We start from the raw sequence: 25,845 nt of genomic DNA, 5'->3' as shown, positions 1-25,845 counted from the left end.
TAAATTTGACCACCCGTTTTGTAAGCGCGGAGCTAAACGTTTGCTTTTTTTGTGACGCCCCTTTCGTCGCAAACGCAGCACAAGGATTTGACGTTTCGCTGGCAGTGGAGTCTCCACCACGCTTACGGACTTTCTATAAAAACTCTCAGGGGATGTTTTCTATGTCTACGCCATCCGCGCGTACCGGCGGTTCACTTGACGCCATGTTTAAAATTTCTGCACGCGGCAGCACCGTGCGTCAGGAAGTCGTTGCCGGTCTGACGACGTTCCTGGCGATGGTGTACTCCGTTATCGTCGTGCCGGGCATGCTCGGCAAGGCCGGCTTCCCGCCAGCGGCGGTTTTTGTTGCTACCTGTCTGGTTGCGGGTGTTGGCTCTATTGTGATGGGCCTGTGGGCGAACCTGCCGCTGGCGATCGGTTGCGCCATCTCCCTGACCGCGTTTACCGCCTTCAGCCTGGTGCTGGGCCAGCAGATCAGCGTGCCGGTAGCGCTCGGCGCGGTATTCCTGATGGGGGTACTGTTCACCGTAATCTCTGCCACCGGCATCCGTAGCTGGATTTTGCGCAACCTGCCGCAGGGCGTGGCGCACGGTACCGGTATCGGTATCGGCCTGTTCCTGCTGCTGATTGCCGCGAACGGCGTGGGCCTGGTCATCAAGAACCCGCTGGACGGCCTGCCGGTTGCGCTGGGTAACTTCGCGAGCTTCCCGGTGATCATGTCGCTGGTGGGGCTGGCGGTAATTATCGGTCTTGAAAAGCTGAAGGTGCCGGGCGGCATTCTGCTGACCATTATCGGCGTTTCCATCGTCGGCCTGATCTTCGATCCAGCCGTTCATTTCTCCGGTATCTTCGCCATGCCGTCGCTGAGCGACGACAACGGCAACTCTCTGATCGGCAGCCTGGACATCGTGGGCGCGCTGAACCCGGTTATTCTGCCAAGCGTGCTGGCGCTGGTGATGACCGCCGTGTTTGACGCGACCGGTACCATTCGTGCCGTGGCCGGTCAGGCAAACCTGCTGGATAAAGACGGTCAGATTATCGACGGCGGCAAAGCGCTGACCACCGACTCCCTGAGCAGCGTCTTCTCTGGGCTGGTAGGGGCCGCGCCTGCGGCAGTGTACATTGAGTCCGCGGCGGGTACGGCGGCAGGCGGTAAAACCGGCCTGACGGCAATTACCGTCGGCGTGCTGTTCCTGCTGATCCTGTTCCTCTCGCCGCTCTCCTATCTGGTGCCGGCTTACGCGACCGCGCCTGCGCTGATGTACGTCGGCCTGCTGATGCTGAGCAACGTGGCGAAAATCGACTTTGCGGATTTCGTGGATGCCATGTCCGGCCTGATCACCGCGGTGTTTATCGTGCTGACCTGTAACATCGTGACCGGCATTATGATCGGTTTCGCCTCGCTGGTGATTGGCCGTCTGGTATCCGGCGAGTGGCGCAAGCTGAACGTTGGTACCGTGGTTATCGCCGTTGCGCTGGTCGCGTTCTACGCGGGCGGCTGGGCAATCTGAGTTAACCTTTGATGCGAAAACGGGTGGCTAAGGCCGCCCGTTTTTTTATTTTCAGGACTCATCCCGTTGTCTTTTGCGTTACTCTGGTGAGGATAGAATAAAAGGCACGACGCCTTCCGTAGTACATAAGTAACACAGCAAACAGGGAACGCATGGAAATTTTCTTCACAATACTCATCATGACCCTTGTGGTCTCATTATCCGGGGTGGTTACACGCGTACTGCCCTTCCAGGTCCCCCTGCCTTTAATGCAAATAGCTATCGGCGCGCTGCTGGCGTGGCCGACGTTCGGTCTGCACGTGGAGTTCGATCCGGAACTGTTCCTCGTGCTGTTTATCCCGCCGCTGCTGTTTGCCGATGGCTGGAAAACGCCGACGCGCGAATTTCTTGAGCACGGGCGAGAGATCTTCGGGCTGGCGCTGGCGCTGGTGGTCGTTACCGTGGTTGGGATTGGCTTCCTGATCTACTGGGCCGTACCGGGTATCCCGTTAATTCCCGCCTTTGCGCTGGCCGCCGTGCTGTCGCCTACCGACGCCGTGGCGCTGTCCGGCATCGTGGGCGAAGGCCGTATTCCAAAGAAAATCATGGGCATATTGCAGGGCGAGGCGCTGATGAACGACGCCTCCGGCCTGGTGGCCCTGAAGTTTGCCGTGGCGGTTGCCATGGGAACCATGGTCTTTACCGTGGGCGGCGCGACCCTGGAGTTCTTCAAGGTGGCGATTGGCGGCATCCTCGCAGGCTTTGTGGTGAGCTGGCTGTACGGCCGCTCGCTGCGCTTCCTCAGCCGCTGGGGCGGCGATGAGCCGGCGACGCAGATCGTTCTGCTGTTCCTGCTGCCGTTTGCCTCCTACCTGATTGCCGAACATATCGGCGTATCGGGCATTCTGGCGGCGGTAGCGGCGGGGATGACCATCACCCGTTCCGGCGTGATGCGCCGCGCGCCGCTGGCGATGCGCCTGCGCGCAAACAGCACCTGGGCGATGCTGGAGTTTGTCTTTAACGGCATGGTCTTCCTGCTGTTGGGCCTGCAGCTGCCGGGCATCATGGAATCCTCGCTTATCGCGGCAGAAGCGGATCCCAACGTTGAAGTCTGGATGCTGTTTACCGATATCGTGCTGATCTACATCGCGCTGATGCTGGTGCGTTTCGGCTGGCTGTGGACGATGAAAAAGTTCAGCGTTCGCTTCCTGACGAAAAAGCCGATGGAGTTCGGCTCCTGGACCACGCGCGAGCTGCTGATTGCCTCTTTCGCTGGCGTTCGCGGGGCGATTACCCTTGCCGGTGTGCTCTCTATTCCGCTGCTGCTGCCGACGGGCGACGTCTTCCCGGCGCGTTACGAACTGGTGTTCCTGGCGGCGGGCGTGATCCTCTTCTCGCTGTTTGTCGGCGTGATTATGCTGCCGATTCTGCTGCAACATATTGACGCGGGTGACTCTTCGCAGCAGCACAAAGAGGAGCGGATTGCCCGTGCGGCGACGGCAGAGGTGGCGATTGTGGCCATCGAGAAGATGGAGGAGCGTCTGGCAGCCGATGCCGAAGAGAATATTGATAACCAGCTGCTGAAGGAAGTCAGCTCACGCGTGATAGGTAATTTGCGTCGCCGTGCTGACGGACGTAACGACGTGGAAAGCTCGTTGCAGGAAGAGAACCTGGAGCGGCGTTTCCGCCTTGCGGCGCTGCGCTCCGAGCGTGCCGAGCTGTATCACCTGCGCGCGACGCGTCAGATCAGCAACGAGACGCTGCAAAAGCTGCTGCACGATCTGGATCTGCTGGAAGCGCTGCTGATAGAGAATCAGTAGCGCTGTTGCCCCTCACCCTGACCCTCTCCCCATAGGGGAGAGGGAACCGATCGAGCCCCTCGCCCCTATGGGGAGAGGGGTTGGGGTGAGGGGGAAACCCAAAACCCCTCGCAACACTCCAGCCACGCCTGCGCGCTGTGCGACAGATACACCCCTTCCCGCCAGATCATCCCCAGCTGCCAGTGCAGATCGCTTTCGAGTGGGATCCAGCGCAGCGTGCTTTTATCCAGACGCTCGCAGATGGGCTGCGGCAGAATGGCAATCCCCACGCCCGCCTGCACCATGGCAGCCAGAAAATCCCACTGGCCGCTGCGCACCGCAATGCGCGGCTTCACGCTGTGGTGATTAAACAGCGCCATCAGCTGGCGGCTTAAGGCGAAATCTTCGTTATAGATCAGCAAAGGGTGTTCGCCGAGCAGCTCGGGCTTCACCGAGTCAGTTTTCAGCCAGTCGCCGGAACGCGGCACCAGAACGCACAGCGGATGGCTGAACAGCGGCAGCGTCGCCAGGCCGCTCTCTTCCTCCACGGGAAGGGCCGTCATGGCAACGTCGAGCTCGCCGTTCATCACCGCCTGCTGCACGGTCAGGCCGCCAAACTCGGAAATTTTTAGCTCAACGCCGGGGTAGCGCTGGCGGAACAGGCTTATCGGTCCGGCCATCATCATGCCGACCATCGGCGGAATGCCGAGCCGCAGCAGCCCCTTCGTCAGGTGGTTGATATCGCCAAGCTCGGCCTCCAGCTGGCGGAACTCTGCGAGGATCGCCAGCCCGCGTTCGAACACCACGCGTCCGGTATCGGTCAGCAGCAGCTTGCGTCCGTCGCGGATCAGCAGGGTACAGTTCAGCTCATCCTCAAGGTTTTTCAGCATCTTGCTGATGGTGGGCTGGGTAACGAACAACTTCTCCGCTGCGCGGGTAAAACTTTGCTGGCGAACCACCTCGACAAAATAGCGCAGCGTTCTTATGTCCATGATTATTCCTCGAAACTATACCTTCGATGATTTTAATTCATTTCAGTCGATTACGTACGCTCACTATACTGGCGCCTCGTCTCATTTCTGAGGAAAACCCCCATGGCCGTGGCGTTAAGCCGTGTTACGCCTGCCGTTGTGCAACGACTCCAGGTACCGGTTCAGGTACTGCTCTACGCGGGACTGTTTGTTTTTGCGGAATATCTTGTCGACTGGCTGCATCTGCCTTTACCCGCCAACCTGGTGGGGATGGTGCTGATGCTGACGCTGATCCTCTCGCGCGTCTTGCCCCTTAGCTGGGTGCGGGCCGGCGCGCGCTGGCTGCTGGCGGAGATGCTGCTGTTCTTCGTGCCGGCCGTGGTGGCGGTAGTGAACTATGCGCAGCTGCTGATGGTCGACGGCTGGCGCATCTTCGCGGTTATCGCCCTGAGCACGCTGATGGTGCTGGGCACTACCGCCTGGGTGGTGGATAAGGTGTATCGGTTTGAAATCAGCAGGCACAAGCATGACTAACTTTCAGATAAGCGTACTGTGCCTGATTGCGACGGTGGCGATCTACTATGCCAACAAGCGCCTGTATCGCCGCTTTCGCGCGCTGCCGCTGATGCCGCTGGTTTTTACGCCGATCCTGCTGGTGCTGATGCTGGTCTTCGGCCATATCTCCTGGCAGAACTACATCGGCGAATCCCACTGGCTACTGTGGCTGCTCGGCCCGGCTACCGTCGCCTTTGCGGTGCCGGTGTATGACAATCTGCGCGTTATCAAACGTCACTGGATGTCCCTCTGCGCGGGCGTTATCACCGCGACGGTGGTGGCGGTGTGCAGTTCCGTCTGGCTGGCGCGGCTGTTTACCCTGTCCGATGAAATTCAGCGCAGCCTGGCCGTGCGTTCGGTGACCACGCCGTTTGCGCTGGCGGCCGCGAAGCCGCTCGGCGGACAGCCGGATCTGGTGGCGCTGTTTGTGGTGGTCACGGGCGTCTTTGGTATGGCGGTGGGGGATGTGCTGTTCCTGCGGCTTTCTATCCGCGAAGGGATGGCGAAAGGGGCGGGGTTTGGCGCGGCGTCGCACGGTGCGGGGACGGCGCGTTCGTACGAGCTCGGCCAGCAGGAAGGGGTCGTGGCAAGCCTGGTGATGATGCTTTCGGGCGTACTGATGGTGCTGATTGCACCGCTGGTGGCGTGGGTGATGTTTTAAAACCCCGGCCGGAGCGGCCGGGGAGTAAGGCTTAGTGCGCGCGGCCCTGCTCAACGCCCAGGCCGGTTTGCGAGCGGATAAACTGGGCGCGGAATTTCTCACGCTCCAGGTTACCCTCCGGTGAATTATCGGTAGCCGAGAAGAACCAGATCCCGATAAACGCCACGGCAATGGAGAACAGCGCCGGGTATTCATACGGGAAGATCGCGCTTTCGTGACCGAGGATCTGCACCCAGATGGTCGGGCCGAGGATCATCAAAATCACCGCCGTCAGCAGCCCCAGCCAGCCGCCAATCATTGCCCCTCGGGTGGTCAGTTTTGACCAGTACATGGAGAGCAGAATGATCGGGAAGTTACAGCTTGCGGCAATCGAGAAGGCCAGCCCCACCATAAAGGCGATGTTCTGCTTCTCAAACAGAATGCCCAGCAGGATCGCCACCACGCCCAGCACCAGCACGGTGATTTTGGAGACCTTCAGCTCATCGCGCTCGCTTGCGCCTTTACGGAAGACGTTGGCGTAAAGGTCGTGGGATACCGCAGACGCGCCAGCCAGCGTCAGCCCTGCAACCACCGCGAGGATGGTGGCGAAGGCCACGGCAGAGATAAAGCCGAGGAACAGGTTACCGCCCACCGCGTCGGCCAGATGCACCGCCGCCATGTTGTTACCGCCGATCAGCGCACCCGCCGCGTCCTTAAACGCCGGGTTTGCACCCACCAGCATGATCGCGCCGAAGCCGATGATAAAGGTCAGGATGTAGAAATAACCCATAAAGCCGGTGGCGTAGAACACGCTCTTACGCGCCTCACGCGCGTCTGATACCGTGAAGAAGCGCATCAGGATATGCGGCAGGCCTGCGGTACCGAACATCAGGCCGAGACCGAGAGAGAGCGCGGATATCGGATCTTTCACCAGCCCGCCCGGGCTCATGATCGCTTCCCCTTTCGGGTGCACCGCCATCGCTTCGGTAAACAGATTATTGAAGCTGAAGCCCACGTGCTTCATCACCATAAAGGCCATGAAGCTCGCGCCGAATAGCAGCAGCACGGCTTTGATGATCTGCACCCAGGTGGTGGCGAGCATGCCGCCGAACAGGACGTACATCACCATCAGCACGCCAACCAGCACCACCGCGACGTGGTAGTTCAGGCCAAACAGCAGCTCGATCAGCTTGCCTGCACCCACCATCTGAGCGATCAGATACAGGGCCACCACCACCAGCGAACCGCAGGCGGAGAGCATGCGGATAGGGCCTTGCTTCAGACGATAGGAGGCCACGTCCGCAAAGGTATAGCGGCCAAGGTTACGCAGGCGCTCGGCAATCAGGAACAGAATGATCGGCCAGCCGACGAGGAATCCGAGGGAGTAGATCAGGCCGTCATAGCCGGAGGTATAGACCAGCGCGGAAATCCCGAGGAAGGAGGCGGCAGACATAAAATCGCCCGCAATCGCCAGCCCGTTCTGGAAGCCGGTAATATTGCCGCCCGCGGTATAGTAATCGTTACGGGAGCGCACGCGCTTTGACGCCCAGTAGGTGATGTACAGCGTCAGCACGACGAAAATCAGGAACATAACAATCGCCTGCCAGTTGGTAGGCTGGCGCTGGACCTCGCCGGTAAGGGCATCTGCCGCGTGGGCGGCAAAGGGAAGTGTGGCGGCAAGCGCCGTCAGGACTCGCTTCATGATGCTTTTACCTCTTGCAGTACCGCTTTATTAAGGCGATCGAATTCGCCGTTCGCGCGCCAGACGTAGACGCCGGTCAGCAGGAATGAAATCACAATAACGCCAATGCCAATCGGGATACCGCGCGTGACGCTGGTTCCGGAGTGCAGCGGCGTGCCGAGCCACTGGGGGGCAAAGGCGATCAGCAGAATAAAGCCGACGTAGATGATCAGCATGATGATGGAAAGCAAGAAGGCAAACCGTTGCCGTTTTTCGACCAGCTCCCTGTAGTGCGCACTATTCTCTATCTGCTGACAAATATCGTTATTCATCACAGAAATCTCCAGAAGTAAGGTTGGTTTGTTTTTAGTCCCCTCTCCCCTTTGGGGAGAGGGTTAGGGTGAGGGGAGGAAGGTGCGGTCTGATGCCCTCACCCCGGCCCTCTCCCACAGGGAGAGGGAGAAAAGATTATGATGGCATTGCGATGGCCTGCTTCTCTTCGAGCAGTTTGTCCACCACGCCAGGGTCGGCAAGCGTCGAGGTGTCGCCGAGGTTACTGGTGTCACCTGCCGCGATTTTGCGCAGGATTCGGCGCATAATTTTGCCGGAACGGGTTTTTGGTAAGGAGTCCGTCCAGTGCAGTACGTCCGGCGTGGCAAGCGGGCCGATCTCCTTACGCACCCAGTTACGCACCTCGGTATACAGCTCTGGCGACGGCTCTTCGCCGTGGTTCAGGGTAACGTAGGCGTAAATCGCCTGGCCCTTAATGTTGTGCGGAATGCCAACAACCGCCGCTTCGGCGATTTTTGGATGCGACACCAGCGCCGATTCAATCTCTGCCGTGCCGAGACGGTGGCCGGAGACGTTAAGCACGTCGTCCACGCGTCCGGTAATCCAGTAATATCCGTCTTCATCACGGCGCGCGCCGTCGCCGCTGAAGTACATGTTTTTAAAGGTGGAGAAGTAGGTCTGTTCGAAGCGCTCATGATCGCCGAACAGGGTACGCGCCTGTCCCGGCCAGGAGTCGACGATCACCAGGTTGCCTTCGGTAGCGCCTTCCTGCGGGTTGCCTTCGTTATCCACCAGCGCAGGCTGCACGCCAAAAAACGGCTGAGTTGCGGAGCCGGCTTTCAGCCGCGTAGCGCCGGGCATTGGGGCGATCATAAAGCCGCCGGTTTCGGTCTGCCACCAGGTGTCCATCACCGGGCACTTCTCGTTGCCGATTTTCTTCCAGTACCACTCCCAGGCCTCCGGGTTGATAGGCTCGCCTACGGATCCGAGAATACGCAGGGATGAGCGATCGGTGCCTTCGATGGCCTTGTCGCCTTCCGCCATCAGCGCGCGGATGGCCGTCGGCGCGGTGTAGAGAATGTTGACCTGGTGCTTATCCACCACCTGGCACATACGCGCCGGGGTCGGCCAGTTCGGTACGCCTTCAAACATCAGCGTCGTTGCGCCGCAGGCCAGCGGACCGTACAGCAGGTAGCTGTGACCGGTGACCCAGCCCACGTCGGCGGTGCACCAGTAGATGTCGCCCGGATGGTAGTCGAAAACGTATTTAAAGGTCGTGGCCGCGTAAACCAGATAGCCGCCGGTGGTATGGAGGACGCCTTTTGGCTTGCCGGTGGAGCCGGAGGTATAAAGGATAAACAGCGGATCTTCCGCGTTCATCTCTTCCGGCTGGTGCTGGTCGCTGGCGTTTTCAATCAGGTCGCTCCACCACAGGTCGCGCCCCTCGTTCCAGTCGATTTTGCCGCCGGTGCGCTTAAGCACAATGACGTTCGTGACGGATTTTACGCTCGGGTTTTTTAGCGCGTCGTCGACGTTTTTCTTCAGCGGAATACCGCGTCCGGCGCGCACGCCCTCGTCAGCGGTGATCACCAGCTTCGAGTTCGAGTCAACGATGCGTCCGGCAACCGCTTCCGGTGAAAAGCCGCCGAAGATAACGGAGTGGATGGCGCCAATGCGCGCGCAGGCCAGCATCGCCACTGCGGCTTCCGGCACCATTGGCATATAGATAGCCACCACGTCGCCCTTTTTAATGCCCTGGGCCAGCAGGACGTTGGCGAAGCGGCACACGTCGCGGTGCAGTTCTTTATACGAGATATGTTTGCTCTGAGAGGCATCGTCGCCTTCCCAGATAATAGCCGTTTCGTTGCCGCGTTCCGCCAGGTGGCGGTCCAGGCAGTTCGCCGCCAGGTTCAGCGTGCCGTCTTCATACCATTTAATGGAGACGTTGCCCGGCGCGAAGGAGGTGTTCTTTACCTTCTGATAAGGTTTGATCCAGTCGAGGATATGGCCCTGCTCACCCCAGAATGCGTCAGGGCTGGATACGGATTGCTGATATTTCTCGTGGTACTGCTCCGGGTTGATCAGGCAACGGTCCGCAATGTTTGCGGGAATGTCGTGTTTGTGTATTTGGCTCATGGCTTTTTTTCTCCTTGTAAGATGTTAATAATATGTCGCAAAAACGTTAATAGTAGGGGCTTTACAAGCTTTGTTTAGTATTTGGGCGACAGATCACGCAATGTTTGAATAGTATGAAAATTGAGCGAATGAAACTTTGAAGGGAAATAATTCAACTGAAGAATTATTCACTTTTTTGAAGTAAAAATAGTTTGCATAACAAACGGTTATTTATGCGTATTGTTATAAATTACCATCATTGACCCTTTTTGCAGTGAAATGCCTTGTTCTTTAAGGCTTGCGCAGCATGCCGTGCAAATGATACTCATACGCCGCGTTAAAAAATCCCATAAACCAACGCAACACAATTCATACCCTTTCAGTATGTCTCCATATTCATGCAGTTTTGATGGTGCGGAGATTTCATTGAGGAAGTCAGTTTCTATGAAAAATTTGAAAGTCAGCCTGGCCTGGCAGATCCTGCTGGCCCTTGTGCTGGGCATCTTGCTGGGCAGTTATCTCCATTATCATAGCGACAGCCGCGAGTGGCTGATTGCGAACCTTCTCTCGCCGGCGGGCGATATCTTTATTCATCTGATCAAGATGATCGTTGTACCGATTGTGATCTCGACGCTGGTGGTCGGTATCGCCGGAGTGGGTGATGCGAAACAGCTGGGCCGCATCGGTGCAAAAACAATTATCTATTTCGAAGTGATCACTACGGTTGCCATCATTCTCGGCATTACCCTGGCGAACGTGTTCCAGCCAGGTTCCGGGATCGATATGTCGCAGCTGGCGACGGTGGATATTTCGAAATATCAAAGCACCACCGCCGACGTGCAGAGCCATGCGCACGGTCTGATGGGCACGATCCTGTCGCTGGTTCCGACCAACATCGTGGCATCGATGGCGAAGGGCGAGATGCTGCCGATCATCTTCTTCTCGGTTCTCTTCGGTCTGGGACTCTCTTCACTCCCGGCGACGCACCGTGAACCGCTGGTAACCGTGTTCCGCTCTATCTCTGAAACCATGTTCAAAGTGACCCACATGGTGATGCGCTATGCTCCGGTCGGGGTCTTTGCGCTGATCGCCGTGACCGTGGCGAACTTCGGCTTTGCTTCCCTGTGGCCGCTGGCGAAGCTGGTGATTCTGGTGCACTTCGCGATCCTGTTCTTCGCGCTGGTGGTGCTGGGGATTGTGGCGCGTCTGTGCGGGCTCAGTATCTGGATCCTGATCCGCATTCTGAAAGATGAGCTGATTCTGGCGTACTCCACGGCAAGCTCCGAGAGCGTGCTGCCGCGTATCATTGAGAAGATGGAGGCCTACGGTGCGCCGGCCTCCATTACCAGCTTCGTTGTACCGACCGGTTACTCCTTCAACCTGGATGGTTCAACGCTGTATCAGAGTATTGCGGCAATCTTTATCGCTCAGCTGTACGGCATTGACCTCTCGCTGTGGCAGGAAATCGTGCTGGTGTTGACCCTGATGGTGACCTCAAAGGGTATCGCAGGCGTGCCGGGCGTCTCGTTCGTGGTGCTGCTGGCAACGCTGGGCAGCGTCGGTATTCCGCTGGAAGGCCTGGCGTTTATCGCCGGTGTGGACCGTATCCTCGATATGGCGCGTACCGCGCTGAACGTGGTGGGCAATGCGCTCGCGGTGTTGGTTATCTCCAAGTGGGAACACAAGTTCGACCGTAAAAAAGCGCTCGCGTATGAACGCGACGTGCTGGGCCGTTTTGATAAGACGGCTGACCAGTAATATAACGTATCCTTCCCTCTCCCCTGTGGGGAGAGGGTCAGGGTGAGGGGGTTCTACTCCCCGCTCAGCGCATCAAACTCCTCGCACCCCGTATCAAACCCCTCGGTACAGCTCAGGTTCAACCAGTAGAGCGCTTTCTGTTTATTCGGCGTGATAAAGCCTTTCTCGCCCTGCCTGAACAGCATTCCTGCCCAGTACTCCGCATAGCCCGTGCGTGACAGGGCTGAACTCCGCTTGAACCACGACGCGGCCTGCACGTCATCCTGCGCCACTTCTACACCGTTGGCATAAATCAGCCCCAGCAGCAGCTGCGCGTCTACCGCCGAGTCGCTATCGATGTCTTCGGTAGCCGTTTGCAGCAGCCTGATGGCCTGTGGGTAATCGGTACTGCCCGCCTGCGTGTTCACCAGCAACCGCGCCAGCATGATTGCGCCGCGTTTGCTGCCGGCAATGTTCGCCTGCTGGGCCAGGGCTTTAGCCTGCGCATAGTCGCCCTGCGTAAAGAGGATTTGCGACAGCAGCGCCATGGCGTCGACGTCGCCGCCCTTTGCCGCTTTTTCTGCCCACCGTGCCGCCTGCGCGCTATCGCCGGAGCTGAACCAGGTGTCAGCGAGATAATACTGCGCGCGCGCATCGCCGGCTTCAGCCTGCTTTTTATACTGGCTGCCAATCTCGTCGGCGTGGGCAAAAGCGGTAAAAAATAACAACAACAAAAAAATGGATTTCATGGATTCTTATCATCTGGGTACATGCCGCGCAGTATAGTCGCGGTGACAGAAGAAAAAAACGGGTGCGTTAAGACCTCAGCATCCTACAAGCCGGGCGGAACCGTCGCTCCGCCCGAAGAGGTTAGCCTGCGTTGCAGGCTAATTTCGCCGCCACCTCCCGATGTTCACCCTTAATTGAAAACTCGCATAGTTTGCCGCGAGTAATAAAGGTAAATACCACTATCGTCAGGCAAATAATAAAGACGATGCCTAACGCAGTTTTTAATGGCGTCATGCCTTTTACTCCTTGTGAAAAATAGAATAAGAGGCTACTCTCAACCTGTTGGTAGTTGAGGGGTAGCCTCGGGTAAATGACGATTTCCCGGGGCTTTCCACCTTCTGTCCCTCAACCATGCTCAAGACAGAAAGCCTTAAGCACCCGCCGCATATCTTATCTGCCTGAATTAAAATGCAAAGATGTAATTCATTTTCTTGTGAATTACATTTTTCTGCGAGACGCCTTCAGAGATATTTATAGATATTATTAATAGCAATGCCAGAAATAATAATGGGGTGAATATTTCACCCCATTTATTTATTGAATAATTAACAGCGTCATCCCATTGCGCTTTCACGCAGGCGGGCTTTCAGCTTGTTATATTCGTCGATCACATACTGTTCCGCAGCGCGCTGATCCGCTATGGGTTCCACGTTTACGGCGCAGTACTTATACTCCGGCGTTTTGGTTATCGGGCTTAAGTTCTCCGTCACCAGTTCGTTACAGGCGCCAATCCACCACTGGTAGGTCATATACACCGCGCCTTTGTTCGGACGGTCGCTAACCTGCGCGCGGGTAATGATGCGGCCCTTACGGGAGTTCACCCACACCAGCGCTTCATCCTCAATACCGAGCCGCTCGGCGTCGGCGGTGTTGATTTGCGCGTAGCCCGGTTCGTCCGCCAGCGCCGCCAGCGCGGCACAGTTACCGGTCATCGAACGACAGGAGTAGTGGCCCACTTCGCGCACGGTGGAGAGCACCATCGGATACTCATCGGTGAGTTTATCGATCGGCGCGACCCAGTCGCATGTGAAGAACTGCGCCAGCCCGTTCGGGGTATCGAATTTCTCCTCAAAGAGATAAGACGTTCCCCGATCGTCCTCCGACTCGTCCCGGCACGGCCACTGGATGTAGCCCAGCTCACCCATTTTTTCATAGGTAGCACCGTAGAAGTCCGGGCACAGATGACGCAGCTCGTCCCAGATCTCCTGGGTATTGTTGTAGTGCATCGGGTAGCCCATGCGGGTGGCGATTTCGCTGATGATTTGCCAGTCGGTTTTCAGATCCCATTTCGGCTCAACCGCCTTAAAGAAGCGCTGGAAGCCGCGGTCTGCCGCCGTATAGACACCTTCATGCTCGCCCCAGGAGGTCGACGGTAAAATCACATCCGCCGCCGCCGCGGTTTTGGTCATAAAGATATCCTGGACGATGACCAGCTCCAGGTCCTCAAAGCCTTTGCGCACCGCGGACAGCTCGGCGTCGGTCTGGAGCGGATCTTCACCCATAATGTACGCCGCACGCACTTCACCATGCGCCGCGCGGTGCGGCAGCTCGCTGATGCGATATCCGGTATGTTCCGGCAGGCTCTCCACGCCCCAGGCCTTCGCAAACTTCTCGCGGTTTTCCGGGAATTTTACGTACTGATAGCCTGGATAAGTATCCGGCAGCGCACCCATATCGCACGCACCCTGCACGTTATTCTGGCCACGCACCGGGTTCACGCCCGTATGCGCTTTACCCAGATTGCCGGTCAGCATGGCGAGGCTGGTCAGCGAGCGCACGGTTTCCACGCCCTGATAGAACTGGGTCACGCCCATACCCCAGAGGATGGCGGCGGTTTTGGCCCCGGCATACATACGTGCCGCCTGGCGGATCTCCTGCGCGCTCACGCCGGTTATCGCTTCCACCGACTCCGGCGTATAGCCTTCGACGATTTTCCGGTACTCCTCAAACCCTTCCGTACGGCTTGCAACAAACGCCTGGTCGTACAGGCTCTCCTCAATAATGACGTGCCCCATCGCATTCAGCAGCGCGATATTCGAGCCGTTTTTCAGTGCGATGTGCATATCGGCAATGCGCGCGGTTTCGATTTTGCGCGGATCGCAGACGATAATTTTCGCCCCGTTCTGTTTGGCGCGAATCACGTGGTTCGCAACGATAGGGTGAGAATCCGCCGGGTTATAGCCGAAGATAAACACCAGATCGGTGTTATCAATCTCATTAATGGCATTACTCATTGCGCCGTTACCGACCGACTGGTGCAGACCTGCAACCGATGGGCCGTGTCAGACGCGAGCGCAGCAGTCAACGTTATTGGTACCAATAACGGCGCGCGCGAATTTTTGCATTACATAGTTGGTTTCATTCCCGGTTCCGCGGGAGGAGCCGGTAGTCTGAATCGCATCCGGACCATACTTGGCCTTAATAGCGCTGAGGCGCGAGGCGACGTAATCCAGCGCCTCATCCCAGGAGACGGCTTCCAGCTTGCCGCCGCGCTCGCGGCGGATCATAGGGGTTTTCAGGCGTGGCGTGAGGATTTGGGTATCGTTAATAAAATCCCAGCCGTAGTATCCTTTCAGGCACAGCGTGCCCTGATTGGTTTTACCCTGCGCCGCTTCCGCCCGGACGATTTTGCCGTTATCTACCACCAGGTGGATCTTGCAACCTGAGGCACAATAAGGGCAAACCGTGACGACTTTTTTCATCACTTTGCTCCAGTTAAACAGTTCTTACCTGCCCATTATGCAGCTTCTATGCCATGTTTTTATTGTGGGTATTTCCTGACTTTACGACCCTTTGTCGGGCAAAACCCTGACGAAAAACAGGCAATCGTCAAAATTGACGTGTCGAAAGGGCAGGGGCGACATGGATTTTATTTCCGTCACGTAAAACCCATTCTGCTCGATCGGAAAACGGCGGGCAGGCGTCAGGAGTCGCCAGACACTGGCATGTTTATCAGCGGCCCGGTGTTGCAGTGAAGCCTGAGCGGTGCAGAGGTGATTAATCATGTACGTAGCTATTATCCGCAGCTATCGAATATCGCATTACTGCAAACATCCTTCTATTTTCAGAATTTAACTCCTGTTTCAGCTATTTACAGTACTGTTTCGACATGCAACTATCCTGATTTAACCACAATCTTGATCAGGTTTTTGTTATGGACGACTGGCTGGTACTCTTCGACGGACAGACCCGCTACACGCTGGAAATAAACGGCTCTCCCGTCACGCCCGACGTGCTGCGCTTTCGGGGGCGGGAAGCCCTCAGCGAGCCCTTCCGCTGGACCATCGACTTCACCACTCCGCAAAACAGCCTCGCCCCGGGAGACGCGCTGATGAAACACGCCACCCTGCGCATGCGCAGCGGCAAGGCGGTGCACGGCATCATCACCCGCCTGGAGTGGATTTCCACCACCGCCGACCAGTCGCATTATCAGGCGGAGCTGGGCTCCCGTCTGGCGCTGCTCAGCCGCACCCGCCAGTGCCGCATTTTCCAGAACCAGTCCGTGCCGGAGGTGGTGGAGCAGGTCTTGCGCCAGCATGGTCTGGAAGGCGCGGATTTCGATTTCCGTCTGGAGCGGGTGTACCCGGCGCGGGAGCTGATTACCCAGTGGCGGGAGACGGACCTCGAATTTATCCAGCGCATACTGTCAGAGGTCGGGATTTTCTGGCGCACGGAAATGGACGAGGCGCGCGGGCTGGACAGTTATATTTTTGCCGACAGCCAGCTGAACTACCGGTTTGACGTATGCCTGCCGTACCGCGAGCCGTCCGGGCTGTATGACGGGGCACAGGAGTCGGTGTGGGACGTGCGCACCCGGTATAAGGTGGTGCCGGGCATGGTCAGCGTACGGGATTACAACTACCGTATTGCCGGAACACCGATGGACGCCACGGTGAGCGTGCGCAGCGGGGCGGTGACCACCGGAGAGCACTACCGCTACGCAGAGCCTTACCGGGAGGCGGGCGACGATGCTGACCCGGAGCCGGAGACCGAATCCGGCGCCTTTTATGCCCGCATTCACCATGAGCGGGAGCTGAACGCCTCGGCGCGTGTTCATCTGGAGAGTAACGCCGCCTGCCTGCTGCCGGGTCAGGTACTGGAGCCGCAGGGCGAGGTGATTCGTGCGCTTAAGGAGGGGGTGGTCATCACCTCCGTGGAGTATCACGCCGCCCGCGACACCCGCCTGCACGTCTCCGTTGACGGGATGCCCTATACCGAACGTTACTGCTTCCGCCCGGCAGAAACCGAACGCCCGGAAGTACACGGCACCCTGCCAGCCCGCATCGAGAGCCGGGAGAAGCACGACATCTGCGCGCATCTGGATGAGCAGGGGCGCTACCGCGTCAGGCTCGATTTCGACCGGGACGAGGCGGAGCAGGGATTCGCGTATCTGTGGCTGCGGATGGCGAAGCCGTACAGCGGTGGGACGTACGGCTGGCATATGCCACTGACCGACGGCACCGAAGTGGCCATCGCGTACAGCAATGGCGACATCGACCTGCCGTATATCTCCCACGCCCTGCACGATTCTGAACGCCCGGACCACGTCACCCGCGACAACCACACCCGCAACGTGCTGCGCACCCCCGCGAACAATAAGCTGAGGATGGAAGACCGGCGCGGAGAGGAGCATATCAAACTCGCCACGGAGTACGGCAAAACCCAGCTGAACACCGGGCATCTGGTGGACGCGCAGGCGAAACCCCGTGGCAAGGGGTTTGAACTCAGAACCGATGAGTACGGCGTAATTCGCGTCGCAAAAGGGCTGTTTATCACCGCGGACGGGCAGCAGAAGGCTGCGGGTGAGGTAGTGGATATGGAGACCGCCCTGAAAGAAATTGACGTCTGCCTGCAGCAGCTCCGGCAACTGGAGAAGGCGGCGGAGCAGGCGCAGGCGCTGAAGGCCGACATTGACAGCCAGATACGGATGTTTGAAAAGCGCCTGAAGCCGCTGAACGAAACCCTGCTGCTCTCCGCGCCGGAAGGAATGGCATTCACCAGCGGGGAGCATATGCAGATAACGGCCGTGAAGAACGTCGCCATTAACGCCGGAGGCGATATCAGCGCTGGCGTCACGGGCAACATGACGGCGCTGGCGGGGGAAAAAATCGGACTGTTTGCCAGAACGGGACAGCTGAGCCTGAAGGCCAGCGAAGGCGAGGTGGAGGTACAGGCGCAGAACGGGAAAATGGCGCTGTTTGCAGAGAAAAAGCTGACGATGAGCTCGGCGAGTGACATCTCGTTTACCGGGAAAAAGCGCATCACGCTCATCGGGGGCGGGAGCTACTTGCGGCTGGAGGCGGGGAAAATCGAATACGGCACCCTGGGGACGTACCTGCGGCGGACGAAGCGGACGATGGCGGCGGCCCCAGCAACAATGCCATTACCCATTCCATTGCTTCCCGGTCAGTATCCACCGCTTAACGGAACGTTCTGCATTGAGTGCCTCCTTAATGCCATCAAAGCCAATGACGCTATTGTTCAGGGAGCGTAGAAAATGAATGCCACAAATATGCTCCAGGCGTTACCGGAATCGGAAAATGCACATTTATTTCTGTTACTGGAAGGTGGGGCGCAAACACCGGATGCTTTTCAGGCTTTTTATAACGAAAACGCATCGGCTCTGTATTCGTTGTATCTTCATCCACGGCTTGCTGAATTCAAAAACTATGGCCCTTGGTTATTCGCATTAAAAAATAGGGAGGCGTTACAACGTTATATTGAATCCATACCGGGTATAACAGCTGTTATTGCCTCTTCATGTTCAGGAGGGGCTCTGGCCGTTCAGCTTTCTGCTGCATGCACCCTTATTTCGCCCGATGGGGCAGCATTAGTGCGCTTTTATGTCCGGGATGTTATGAGGCTGCTGGCGAGTCGTAACGACCGGGAATGGCATAGTATGTTATTTAGAGGTGTTACACAGTGGTGGTCACCTGAAGAAAAAGGATGGCATCCGATAGATATTCCCTCTTCACTGGTAATAAATGCCAAAGATAGCGCCATAAGGCTGAATAAAGAAGAATGGCAATACATCGCGGATGAACCGGTTGTCACCAGTATTTTAACTGCATGGCAAAAATTGCCCTCCAGCCAGCATATTCCCCCTTGTGTACAACGCGACATGGTCAAAAAAGCACTGAATAAAGCATGCGAAGCGAAAATGAAATCAGGCACAGAGCAAAAATTGTATGCCCTTTTTTATCTCAATGGCGGCAAAAAAATACTGGAATCAGTAACTATACAATCTGCATTAGACAATGTAGTTCAGGATAAAGTCTCGCTGGAGCAAGTCCTGGAAAATGGTATTCAACATCAGGGATGAAAATAATCTATGGGACTTTTCCGTGCGTATAAAAAAATAGACGGTGCGGTTAACCGAGGTTATGCCCGCTGGGGAAAATGGCTCTGGGGAGCACTGTTACTGCCGGTGGTGATTTATTCTGGCTGGTTGGTATGGGCAGCGGTCTGGGGACCGCCATCGGGGCCGGTTACGCTGATTATTCACAGTGAGCTCGACAGACCTGTTCTGGGGTTTAGCGTAAACGGGGTGGCAGGTTCGAATGCATTTGCTCATGGCGGGGGCGGTGCAACCTGCTGCGGAACTATTAGCGGGGATTGGGCTGAAGTGATCTGGACACTAGATATAACTCACGAGCAATATCTTAAAGGTATGAGATTAGAAACACGCCGCACGGTAATGCCTATGCCTGATCGCCAGTGGGGTGAAAACTATCTTCATGTCTATTTTCTGCCTGAAGACAATGTCCGGTTATGGTGGAGCACAGGTTTTAACAGCCCGTCCGCTGAAAATATTGCCGCACAGGCGGCAGAAAAGCAGCGCCAGAATATGCACTGATTTTAAGGGATTAAAATGGGATTTTTTAACGCGTTCGAGAAAATAGACGGTGCGGTTAACCGGGGTTATGCCCGCTGGGGAAAATGGCTCTGGGGGGCATTGTTACTGCCGGTGGTGATTTATCTTGGCTGGTCGGTATGGGCGGCTGTCTGGGGACCTCCATCGGGGCCGGTTACGCTGATTATTCACAGTGAGCTCGACAGACCTGTTCTGGGGTTTAGCGTAAACGGGGTGGCAGGAGCGAATGCATTTGCTCATGGCGGGGGAAAGGCCACCTGCTGCGGCAGCATCAGCGGGGATAAGGCTGAGGTGATCTGGACACTCAGTACCACAAGAGCCCAATACGATGCAGGGCTACGTAAAGAGACCCGCAGGTTAACACTTCCTTTGCCAAAACGTGAGTGGGGTGAAAACTATCTTCATGCCTATTTCCTGCCCGATGACAACGTCTATTTATGGTGGAGCACTGGTTTTAACAGCCCGTCCGCTGAAAATATTGCCGCACAGGCGGCAGAAAAGCAGCGCCAGAATATGCACTGATTTTAAGGGATTAAAATGGGATTTTTTAACGCGTTCGAGAAAATAGACGGTGCGGTTAACCGGGGTTATGCCCGCTGGGGAAAATGGCTCTGGGGGGCATTGTTACTGCCGGTAGTGATTTATTCTGGCTGGTTGGTATGGGCAGCGGTCTGGGGACCGCCATCGGGGCCGGTGACGCTGATTATTCACAGCGAAATTGACAGGCCTGTTCTGGGATTTAGCGTAAACGGGGTGGCAGGAGCGAATGCATTTGCTCATGGCGGGGGAAAGGCCACCTGCTGCGGCAGCATCAGCGGGGATAAGGCCGAGGTGATCTGGACACTAGATATAACTCACGAGCAATACCTTAAAGGTATGAGATTAGAAACACGCCGCACGGTAATGCCTATGCCTGTCCGCCAGTGGGGTGAAAACTATCTCCATGTCTATTTCCTGCCTGAAGACAATGTCCGGTTATGGTGGAGTACCGGATTTAATCATCCTGATTCTCACGATATCAAAGACCAAACCGCAGAATTAAAATAAGGAAAATAATATATGGATATTGAAAGTCTTATTGCGGCAGCAAACCGGGCCCAGCAGGCGGAAGATGCTGGTTTAGGGAACTGTTCACGGGTATGGCATGTGGGGTTCTTTTTTGATGGAATTCATCGAAATATTGAACAGGATGCACCGGAGCATCGTCTCAGCAATATTGCCAGAATGTTCAGAGCCTTTCCGGATGAAAAAGAAAGCATGCCAAATGTGACTTATAATTCTTTTTACATTTCTGGCCTGGGCACTCCTTTTAATGAAACTGTCGTTGAAAAGCTTCACACCATCATGGACAGTGGCCTGGGCAGCATAAAGGATGAGTTAAAAGGACAGCCCGGTGAAATGGCCAAAGACGCGGGCATGGATTTTATAAAAGGCAACAACTGGTACGAGGTTTTAAAAAACCAGGGAAAGAAACTTCTTAACCCTACGGAATGGAAAAAACTGGCCTCCGATACGGCAAAAAAGGCTGCCAAAAAAAGTGTCATCGAAGCAACTCCCTGGCTCCGTGATAACCCTGTGATAGCCGATATGCTGGTAACGGGGGCTGATACCCGTATTGCATCGACAAAAATATCGTTTGAAGAAGGATACAAAGAAGCCGTTAAAAAAAGCCCGGTTCCCATCAAGCTTATCTCTGTTTCACTGTTCGGCTTCGATCTCGGTGCTACCCTGGCACGTAAATTTCTCGACAGTCTGCTAAAAGACATCTGTAAGAAAGAGGGGGATAAATACATCTATCAGGGCATACCCGTTGATATCGTCTTCACAGGCCTGTTTGACTGCTCGCGACGCACATCGGCCAGCAACAACAACGGTGTGGATTACTTTATCTCTGCGTTTGGCGGGCCGATAAAAGGCATCAGCGTATTGCTGGGGGATAAGTCCATCGACCAGGACACCCCACTGCCTAAGGCGGTAAAGAAAAGCCTGCATCTCGTTGCCGCCCATGAAACCCGCGTCTGGCGCTGCCTGTACCGTACCGGCAATAACCCGGCGCACAAGGAAGAGCTCAGTCCCGGCTGCGCGGAGGATGTTGGCGGAGGTCTGAAACCGGACGAACAGAAACCCAGTGCGGAACTCTGCCGCGTGGCGCTGCACAGGATGTACCGCGAGGCGACCATGGCGGGTGTGCCTTTCCCTGATTTTCAGTCGCTTGATAAAACAGATACTGATGTGGCTGCTTATTTCATCGTCCAGGACAACGTTAAAAACCAGTCCGTCCTGCAATGGGCGAAGGCGTACCAGAGCGCGCTGCCCTTTACCTCATTAAATACCGCTTGCCAGAACCGACATCTGGACAGCTATATCGACTGGCTGGGTCGTCAGTACTATCAGTACCGCACGGAATGCCTGAAATACGAAAAGCAGCGCGGCGATACGCTGGCCTCAGCTGGCGCATCGGCAGGGTTTGCAGGCATTACGCAGGAAGCGAAAGACACCGCCGGGCAGTACGCGAATGAACTTGCTGTACTACAGCAAAACTGGGGATGGCTTGATGACGTAAAGAATGCGGCTATAAGAATGCGAAACAGTATGGAACAGAACCCTATGGACAGACGCCGGGATATCGTTCCGAACGTGTATGGACCCGCGCTGTGGCGTGCGAAGCGATTTCTGGACTATTTCCATGCGGCGAACCTCGGTAAACCCCAGCCGTTTCCCATAGATACGGCACCGCCGGAAATGTACGCATGGTTTGTACACGACCTGCAAACGGTAGACAAAGGCGCAGGTATTTCGCAGGACTTTTTTGTGATCCGCTCAATGGAGATGCCTGAGGCCTGATGAGTACTGTTAACAACAGAATTTGAGATTCCTCCGCTACACCGGCCAGTAGCCAGTCATTACCTTAAGGCCAGTTCACCTGCGAGTCTGGCCTTATGAAACGTTACTCTACCGCCCTGCTATGGGGTCTGCTGACTTTAACCAGCCAGCTGGCGCATGCCGATGTGATTGATGATGCCATTGGCAATATTCAGCAGGCGATCAACGACGCCTATAACCCCGGCAGCAGCCGTAATGACGATGATGACGATCGTTACGATCGCAGCCGTCAAACCGACAGCCGGCAGTACGACGATCGCCGCCGACAGCTCGAAGACAGGCGCCGCCGCCTGGACGAACGCCAGCGCCAGCTGGATGATGACCGACGTCGGCTAGAAGAGGATGAACGCAGGCTGGAAGAGGATTACGAACGGTGGTAAGGACAGCCTGTTGCCCTCTCCCGCGGGAGAGGGAGATAACCTAATCCAGCACCAGTACCATCCCGTCATATCCCGCTTCGATGCCGTCCGGCAGCGGGTTATCCATCATCCACACGTCAAACTGATGGCTGATATGCGTCAGGATCACCTGCGGACAGCCAATCACCTCGTTCAGCGCAATCACGGTGTTTAAATCGCAATGGTTGGGCGGCGTCTGTGGGCGCGGTTCATGGCTACAGTCGATAATCATCGCCTGCGGCTGGTTGTTGAGCAGGAACTTCACCGTTTTATCCGGCAGGCCGGCGGTATCCGAAAGCCACGCCACCCGGCTGTGGGCAGACTCCAGCAGATAACCAAAGGTAAGCTTTGAATGGTTGAGCGGCAGCGGCGTGACCCGCAGACCCTGTAGCTCAAACGTCACAAACGGCTCGACCGTGTGGCTGAAATCCAGTAGGCCAGGATGTTTAAACAGGTCGTCGCAGCCTGCGTCGTCAGGCGGCCCGTAGACCGGAATCGTCGCGCCCACGCCCCAGCGCAGGGGGAACAGCCCCTGAACGTGATCCATATGATAATGGGTAAGCAAAAACTGCTGGAAGCTGCCCGCAGGCCAGTCGTCCATCAGGTGCGGGATCCCCGCGTCAAGCAAGGTGACCGCATCGTTGAACTTAACGGCCGCGCTGCAGGGGCGACGACGATAATTCTCCTGCAAACGCGCCCGGCGGCACGCCGCGCAGTCGCAGCCAAAAACCGGCACCAGCTGCGCGCCTCCGGTACCCGTTAACGCGATCGTCAGACTCATGGCGCACCTCTACAGCGGTTTGGTGAATCGGAAATGGCTTTGCGTGTATCCTTCACGAACGTAAAAACGATGTGCGTCCACGCGCTTCACGCTGGTGGAGAGCTCGGTCAGCTCGGCGCCGGCCTGTCGCGCGAAATCTTCTGCCCAGGCGAGCAGCTGACTGCCCACCTTCAGCCCGCGCGCCTGCGGCATCACGACCAGCTCCTGGATCTCGCCGATCCAGCGGGCGTGGTGCAGGTGAAACTGCATGTGCAGGCCGATCATGCCGATGACCTGCCCGTCCAGCTCGGCAAGCTGGTAGCGCATATTGTGATCCTGAAGGTTGGCAAGAAATCCGGCGTGAAACGCCTGGCGATCGAATTCACACTGCTTAAGCTCGCAGATAAGGGCGTAAACGCTCTGTGCATCCTCGGCCGAGGCGGGGCGAAGCTGGCAGTCAGGCATGCTGTCTCTCCTTCTGGCGGATAAGGGATAGAAAGGTCTCGACTGACTGTAGCAAACTTCCGTCGTTATTGAGGACGTGACACCCGGACGGGGCGTAGCGCGCCGCGCGCGCCAGCCGCTCATCTATCTCGCGCGCGTTCTCGCGTCCCCGGTTTTGCAGCCTGCTGCGCAGAACGCCCGGAGAAACCTGTAAACAGATCGGCAGCAGCGCCGTTTCGTAACGGGCGCGAGCCTGCGGGAGATGCGCCCGCGAGCCGTTAACCAGCACGTCGAACCCCGCGTGCAGCCAGAGATCGATCTCAATGCCCACGCCATAGTAAAAGCCGTTGGCGTGCCAGCTGAGCGCCAGCAGGTTTTGCCCGGCGCGGGTAAAAAACTCCTGCTCGCTCAGGGCGATATGGTTCTCGCTTCCGGCGTTGGCGGCGCGCGTAATGTAGCGGTGCGCCACCAGCAGCTGTGAATGTTCCCGCTGCCGTAACGCCGACAGCAGGCTGTCTTTACCGGAGCCGGACGGGCCCATTAGCCAGATTAATCTCCCCATCAAAACACCCTTTTTCCCTGACGCCAGACGTGGTCGATATGTACGTGTTCGCCCTTACGGTGGGCCAGCACCAGATCGGCCCGCTTGCCTTCGGCGATTTCCCCGCGATCGTGAAGGTGAAGCGCGGTGGCCGGGTTTTTCGTCACCAGGCGAATCGCCTGCGGCAGGGTGAAGCTGTTCTCCTCGTCGTCCGCCACGCGGAAGGCCGCATCCAGCAGGCTGGCGGGGTAGTAATCGGAAGAGAGGATATCCAGCAGGCCGAGGGAGGCGAGCGAACTTGCCGCCACGTTGCCGGAGTGCGAACCGCCGCGCACGACGTTCGGCGCGCCCATCAGCACGTTCATACCGTGCTTACGCGAGGCTTCTGCCGCCTCGAAGGTGGTGGGAAATTCGGCTATGACGCTGCCAAGCTGGTGGGATTCACGCACGTGGTCGTGCGTGGCGTCGTCATGGCTGGCCAGCGCGATATTGCGGTCACGGCACATTGCGGCAATCGAAAGTCGGTTCGGCTGCGACCACCGCGCCGCAAGCTGAAGCTGCTCCTCTTCGTAGCGCGCCATCTCCGCATCGCTGAGGGCGTATTTGCCCTGATAGTATTCCCGATATTTCTCTATGTTGGCGAACTGGCGCTGCCCCGGCGAGTGATCCATCAGGGAGACCAGCGAGACCGGATCGCGGCCAACCAGTTTTTCAAACAGCGGCAGGGTGGTGTGGTGCGGCAATTCGCAGCGCAGGTGCAGACGGTGCTCGGCGCGGTTGAGGCCGCGTTTTTGCGTCTCTTCCACGGCGTTAATCATCTTCTCCAGATTTTCCAGGCGATCGCCGCCGTCGCGCACGTCGCCAATCGCTACCGCATCCAGTACGGTAGTGATGCCGCTGGCGACCATCAGCGCGTCGTGGCTGCTCATCGCCGAATGGGCGGGCCAGTCCACCTTCGGGCGTGGTGTGAAGAATTTATCGAGATTATCGGTATGCAGTTCGATCAGCCCCGGCAGCAGCCAGCCGCCTTCGCCGTTCATCGCCTCGGGGGAGCGGCTCTGGGTTTCGGCAAACGAGCGGATGACGCCGTCCCGGACGTCGACCGAACCCTCCACAACCTCGTTTTCCAGCACCAGCCTGACGTTATTGATAATCATGCGTTTGCCCCCATCGGATGCAGCCTGTCCGCCACGCGGTTGCGTACGGCGTCGTCGTGGAAGATCCCGACGATCGCCGCCCCGCGCGCTTTGGCCTGTTCGATCAGCTCCATCACCGCTGCGCTGTTTTTACCGTCGAGTGAGGCGGTAGGTTCATCCAGCAGTAAAATTGGGTAGTCGACGACAAAGCCGCGCGCGATGTTCACGCGCTGCTGCTCGCCGCCGGAAAAGGTTGACGGGGCGAGGTGCCACAGGCGCTCCGGCACGTTGAGGCGCGCGAGCAGGCTGGACGCTTTGGCGACGCAGGTTTCCCGCGGCACGCCGAGGTCAAGCAGGGGCTGCATCACTACGTCCAGGGCGGAGATCCGCGGGATCACCCGCAGAAACTGGCTGACCCAGCCGATCGTCGAGCGGCGCACTTCCAGCACCTTGCGCGCCGGGGCCTGCACCAGATCGACCCACTCTTCGTTATGGCGTATGCGGATATGGCCTTCGTCCGGCAGATAGTTGGCGTACAGGGAGCGCAGCAGGGTGGATTTGCCGCTGCCGGAGTGGCCGTGCAGCACCACGCATTCGCCCTTGCTGACGTCCAGGGAGGCGTTTTGCAGCACCGGCAGGCGCACGCCGTTTTGCTGATGGAGCACAAAGGTCTTACTGACATTTTCAACGTGAATCATTTTGGCCTCGCGAATCGACTTGCCGGGTAAGCGCAGCGCCACC

General features: G+C 57.2%; 25 protein-coding genes. 13 read left to right on the top strand and 12 right to left on the bottom strand.

What is annotated here, in order from left to right; translation table 11 throughout:
- Positions 1 to 161 precede the first annotated feature (161 nt).
- Positions 162 to 1,511: a guanine/hypoxanthine transporter GhxP gene (ghxP, locus tag OWK27_RS19865; protein ID WP_148422188.1), complete on the top strand. Its 1,350-nt coding sequence runs from the start codon at positions 162 to 164 to the stop codon at positions 1,509 to 1,511.
- 152 nt (positions 1,512 to 1,663) lie between these two features.
- A complete protein-coding gene (locus tag OWK27_RS19860) occupies positions 1,664 to 3,310 on the top strand; it encodes a Na+/H+ antiporter (protein ID WP_148422186.1) in 1,647 nt (548 codons plus the stop codon).
- A 65-nt stretch (positions 3,311 to 3,375) separates the two neighbouring features.
- Here OWK27_RS19860 and OWK27_RS19855 read toward each other — a convergent pair whose 3' ends face one another.
- A complete protein-coding gene (locus tag OWK27_RS19855) occupies positions 3,376 to 4,281 on the bottom strand; it encodes a LysR family transcriptional regulator (protein ID WP_148422185.1) in 906 nt (301 codons plus the stop codon).
- Between the two features lie 102 nt (positions 4,282 to 4,383).
- On the opposite strand from OWK27_RS19855, the gene OWK27_RS19850 reads away from it, so the two are divergent.
- Positions 4,384 to 4,794, top strand: a complete 411-nt coding sequence (locus tag OWK27_RS19850; RefSeq protein ID WP_267591050.1) for a CidA/LrgA family protein — start codon at positions 4,384 to 4,386, stop codon at positions 4,792 to 4,794.
- A complete protein-coding gene (locus OWK27_RS19845; RefSeq protein ID WP_242169975.1) occupies positions 4,787 to 5,476 on the top strand; it encodes an LrgB family protein in 690 nt (229 codons plus the stop codon). Before OWK27_RS19850 ends, OWK27_RS19845 begins: the two co-directional genes overlap by 8 nt.
- A gap of 31 nt (positions 5,477 to 5,507) precedes the next feature.
- On the opposite strand, the gene actP is transcribed toward OWK27_RS19845, so the two are convergent.
- The 3 genes from actP to acs all read right to left on the bottom strand — a co-directional run bounded on the left by actP (position 5,508) and on the right by acs (position 9,563).
- Positions 5,508 to 7,157 (bottom strand): cation/acetate symporter ActP, encoded by a 1,650-nt coding sequence (gene actP / locus OWK27_RS19840; protein ID WP_148422179.1) that lies wholly within the window; start codon positions 7,155 to 7,157, stop codon positions 5,508 to 5,510.
- On the bottom strand, positions 7,154 to 7,468 hold the full coding sequence (locus tag OWK27_RS19835) for a DUF485 domain-containing protein (protein WP_267591049.1): 315 nt from the start codon (positions 7,466 to 7,468) through the stop codon (positions 7,154 to 7,156). Before OWK27_RS19835 ends, actP begins: the two co-directional genes overlap by 4 nt.
- Before the next feature lie 136 nt (positions 7,469 to 7,604).
- The gene (gene acs / locus OWK27_RS19830; RefSeq protein ID WP_176678668.1) at positions 7,605 to 9,563 is read right to left on the bottom strand and encodes an acetate--CoA ligase; all 1,959 of its coding nucleotides are present in this window, start codon (positions 9,561 to 9,563) and stop codon (positions 7,605 to 7,607) included.
- A 423-nt stretch (positions 9,564 to 9,986) separates the two neighbouring features.
- Between acs and gltP the strand changes: the two genes are divergently transcribed.
- The gene (gene gltP / locus OWK27_RS19825; RefSeq protein ID WP_148422177.1) at positions 9,987 to 11,300 is read left to right on the top strand and encodes a glutamate/aspartate:proton symporter GltP; all 1,314 of its coding nucleotides are present in this window, start codon (positions 9,987 to 9,989) and stop codon (positions 11,298 to 11,300) included.
- A 53-nt stretch (positions 11,301 to 11,353) separates the two neighbouring features.
- On the opposite strand, the gene OWK27_RS19820 is transcribed toward gltP, so the two are convergent.
- The 3 genes from OWK27_RS19820 to fdhF all read right to left on the bottom strand — a co-directional run bounded on the left by OWK27_RS19820 (position 11,354) and on the right by fdhF (position 14,770).
- Positions 11,354 to 12,028, bottom strand: a complete 675-nt coding sequence (locus tag OWK27_RS19820) for a tetratricopeptide repeat protein (protein WP_193356743.1) — start codon at positions 12,026 to 12,028, stop codon at positions 11,354 to 11,356.
- A 121-nt stretch (positions 12,029 to 12,149) separates the two neighbouring features.
- The gene (locus OWK27_RS19815) at positions 12,150 to 12,302 is read right to left on the bottom strand and encodes a Hok/Gef family protein (protein ID WP_148422173.1); all 153 of its coding nucleotides are present in this window, start codon (positions 12,300 to 12,302) and stop codon (positions 12,150 to 12,152) included.
- Between the two features lie 320 nt (positions 12,303 to 12,622).
- Entirely contained in the window at positions 12,623 to 14,770 is a 2,148-nt protein-coding gene (fdhF, locus tag OWK27_RS19810; protein WP_176608937.1) for a formate dehydrogenase subunit alpha, read from the bottom strand.
- 48 nt (positions 14,771 to 14,818) lie between these two features.
- Here fdhF and OWK27_RS19805 point away from each other — a divergent pair, with 48 nt between their 5' ends.
- From OWK27_RS19805 to yjdP, 8 genes are all read left to right on the top strand, one after another.
- The gene (locus OWK27_RS19805) at positions 14,819 to 15,043 is read left to right on the top strand and encodes a hypothetical protein (protein ID WP_267591048.1); all 225 of its coding nucleotides are present in this window, start codon (positions 14,819 to 14,821) and stop codon (positions 15,041 to 15,043) included.
- A 179-nt stretch (positions 15,044 to 15,222) separates the two neighbouring features.
- Positions 15,223 to 17,562 carry a type VI secretion system Vgr family protein gene (locus tag OWK27_RS19800; protein WP_267591047.1) on the top strand — a complete coding sequence of 780 codons (2,340 nt, stop codon included), beginning with the start codon at positions 15,223 to 15,225 and terminating at the stop codon, positions 17,560 to 17,562.
- 3 nt (positions 17,563 to 17,565) lie between these two features.
- Positions 17,566 to 18,390: a DUF4123 domain-containing protein gene (locus OWK27_RS19795; RefSeq protein WP_267591046.1), complete on the top strand. Its 825-nt coding sequence runs from the start codon at positions 17,566 to 17,568 to the stop codon at positions 18,388 to 18,390.
- Between the two features lie 9 nt (positions 18,391 to 18,399).
- Positions 18,400 to 18,924: a DUF3304 domain-containing protein gene (locus OWK27_RS19790; protein WP_267591045.1), complete on the top strand. Its 525-nt coding sequence runs from the start codon at positions 18,400 to 18,402 to the stop codon at positions 18,922 to 18,924.
- A gap of 15 nt (positions 18,925 to 18,939) precedes the next feature.
- Positions 18,940 to 19,464 carry a hypothetical protein gene (locus tag OWK27_RS19785; RefSeq protein ID WP_267591044.1) on the top strand — a complete coding sequence of 175 codons (525 nt, stop codon included), beginning with the start codon at positions 18,940 to 18,942 and terminating at the stop codon, positions 19,462 to 19,464.
- A 15-nt stretch (positions 19,465 to 19,479) separates the two neighbouring features.
- Positions 19,480 to 19,989: a DUF3304 domain-containing protein gene (locus OWK27_RS19780; RefSeq protein WP_252005145.1), complete on the top strand. Its 510-nt coding sequence runs from the start codon at positions 19,480 to 19,482 to the stop codon at positions 19,987 to 19,989.
- A gap of 12 nt (positions 19,990 to 20,001) precedes the next feature.
- On the top strand, positions 20,002 to 21,786 hold the full coding sequence (locus tag OWK27_RS19775) for a DUF2235 domain-containing protein (protein WP_267591043.1): 1,785 nt from the start codon (positions 20,002 to 20,004) through the stop codon (positions 21,784 to 21,786).
- Positions 21,787 to 21,881: 95 nt separating this feature from the next.
- On the top strand, positions 21,882 to 22,205 hold the full coding sequence (yjdP, locus tag OWK27_RS19770; protein WP_148422169.1) for a DDRRRQL repeat protein YjdP: 324 nt from the start codon (positions 21,882 to 21,884) through the stop codon (positions 22,203 to 22,205).
- A gap of 40 nt (positions 22,206 to 22,245) precedes the next feature.
- Here yjdP and phnP read toward each other — a convergent pair whose 3' ends face one another.
- The 5 genes from phnP to phnL are packed head-to-tail and all read right to left on the bottom strand — an operon-like array spanning position 22,246 to position 25,802.
- On the bottom strand, positions 22,246 to 23,004 hold the full coding sequence (gene phnP, locus OWK27_RS19765; RefSeq protein WP_267591042.1) for a phosphonate metabolism protein PhnP: 759 nt from the start codon (positions 23,002 to 23,004) through the stop codon (positions 22,246 to 22,248).
- A 9-nt stretch (positions 23,005 to 23,013) separates the two neighbouring features.
- Complete coding sequence (gene phnO, locus OWK27_RS19760) at positions 23,014 to 23,448, bottom strand: aminoalkylphosphonate N-acetyltransferase (RefSeq protein ID WP_148422165.1); 435 nt, start codon at positions 23,446 to 23,448, stop codon at positions 23,014 to 23,016.
- Complete coding sequence (phnN, locus tag OWK27_RS19755; RefSeq protein ID WP_267591041.1) at positions 23,441 to 23,992, bottom strand: ribose 1,5-bisphosphokinase; 552 nt, start codon at positions 23,990 to 23,992, stop codon at positions 23,441 to 23,443. Before phnN ends, phnO begins: the two co-directional genes overlap by 8 nt.
- Positions 23,989 to 25,125, bottom strand: a complete 1,137-nt coding sequence (gene phnM / locus OWK27_RS19750; protein ID WP_148422160.1) for an alpha-D-ribose 1-methylphosphonate 5-triphosphate diphosphatase — start codon at positions 25,123 to 25,125, stop codon at positions 23,989 to 23,991. The genes phnN and phnM overlap by 4 nt, the downstream gene beginning before the upstream one ends.
- Positions 25,122 to 25,802, bottom strand: a complete 681-nt coding sequence (phnL, locus tag OWK27_RS19745) for a phosphonate C-P lyase system protein PhnL (RefSeq protein ID WP_267591069.1) — start codon at positions 25,800 to 25,802, stop codon at positions 25,122 to 25,124. The genes phnM and phnL overlap by 4 nt, the downstream gene beginning before the upstream one ends.
- Positions 25,803 to 25,845: the final 43 nt, after the last annotated feature.

Origin of the sequence: Enterobacter cloacae complex sp. 2022EL-00788 (genome assembly GCF_026627565.1) — a bacterium.
GTDB lineage: Bacteria > Pseudomonadota > Gammaproteobacteria > Enterobacterales > Enterobacteriaceae > Enterobacter > Enterobacter pasteurii.
This window is presented reverse-complemented; position numbering and strand designations above follow the sequence as displayed.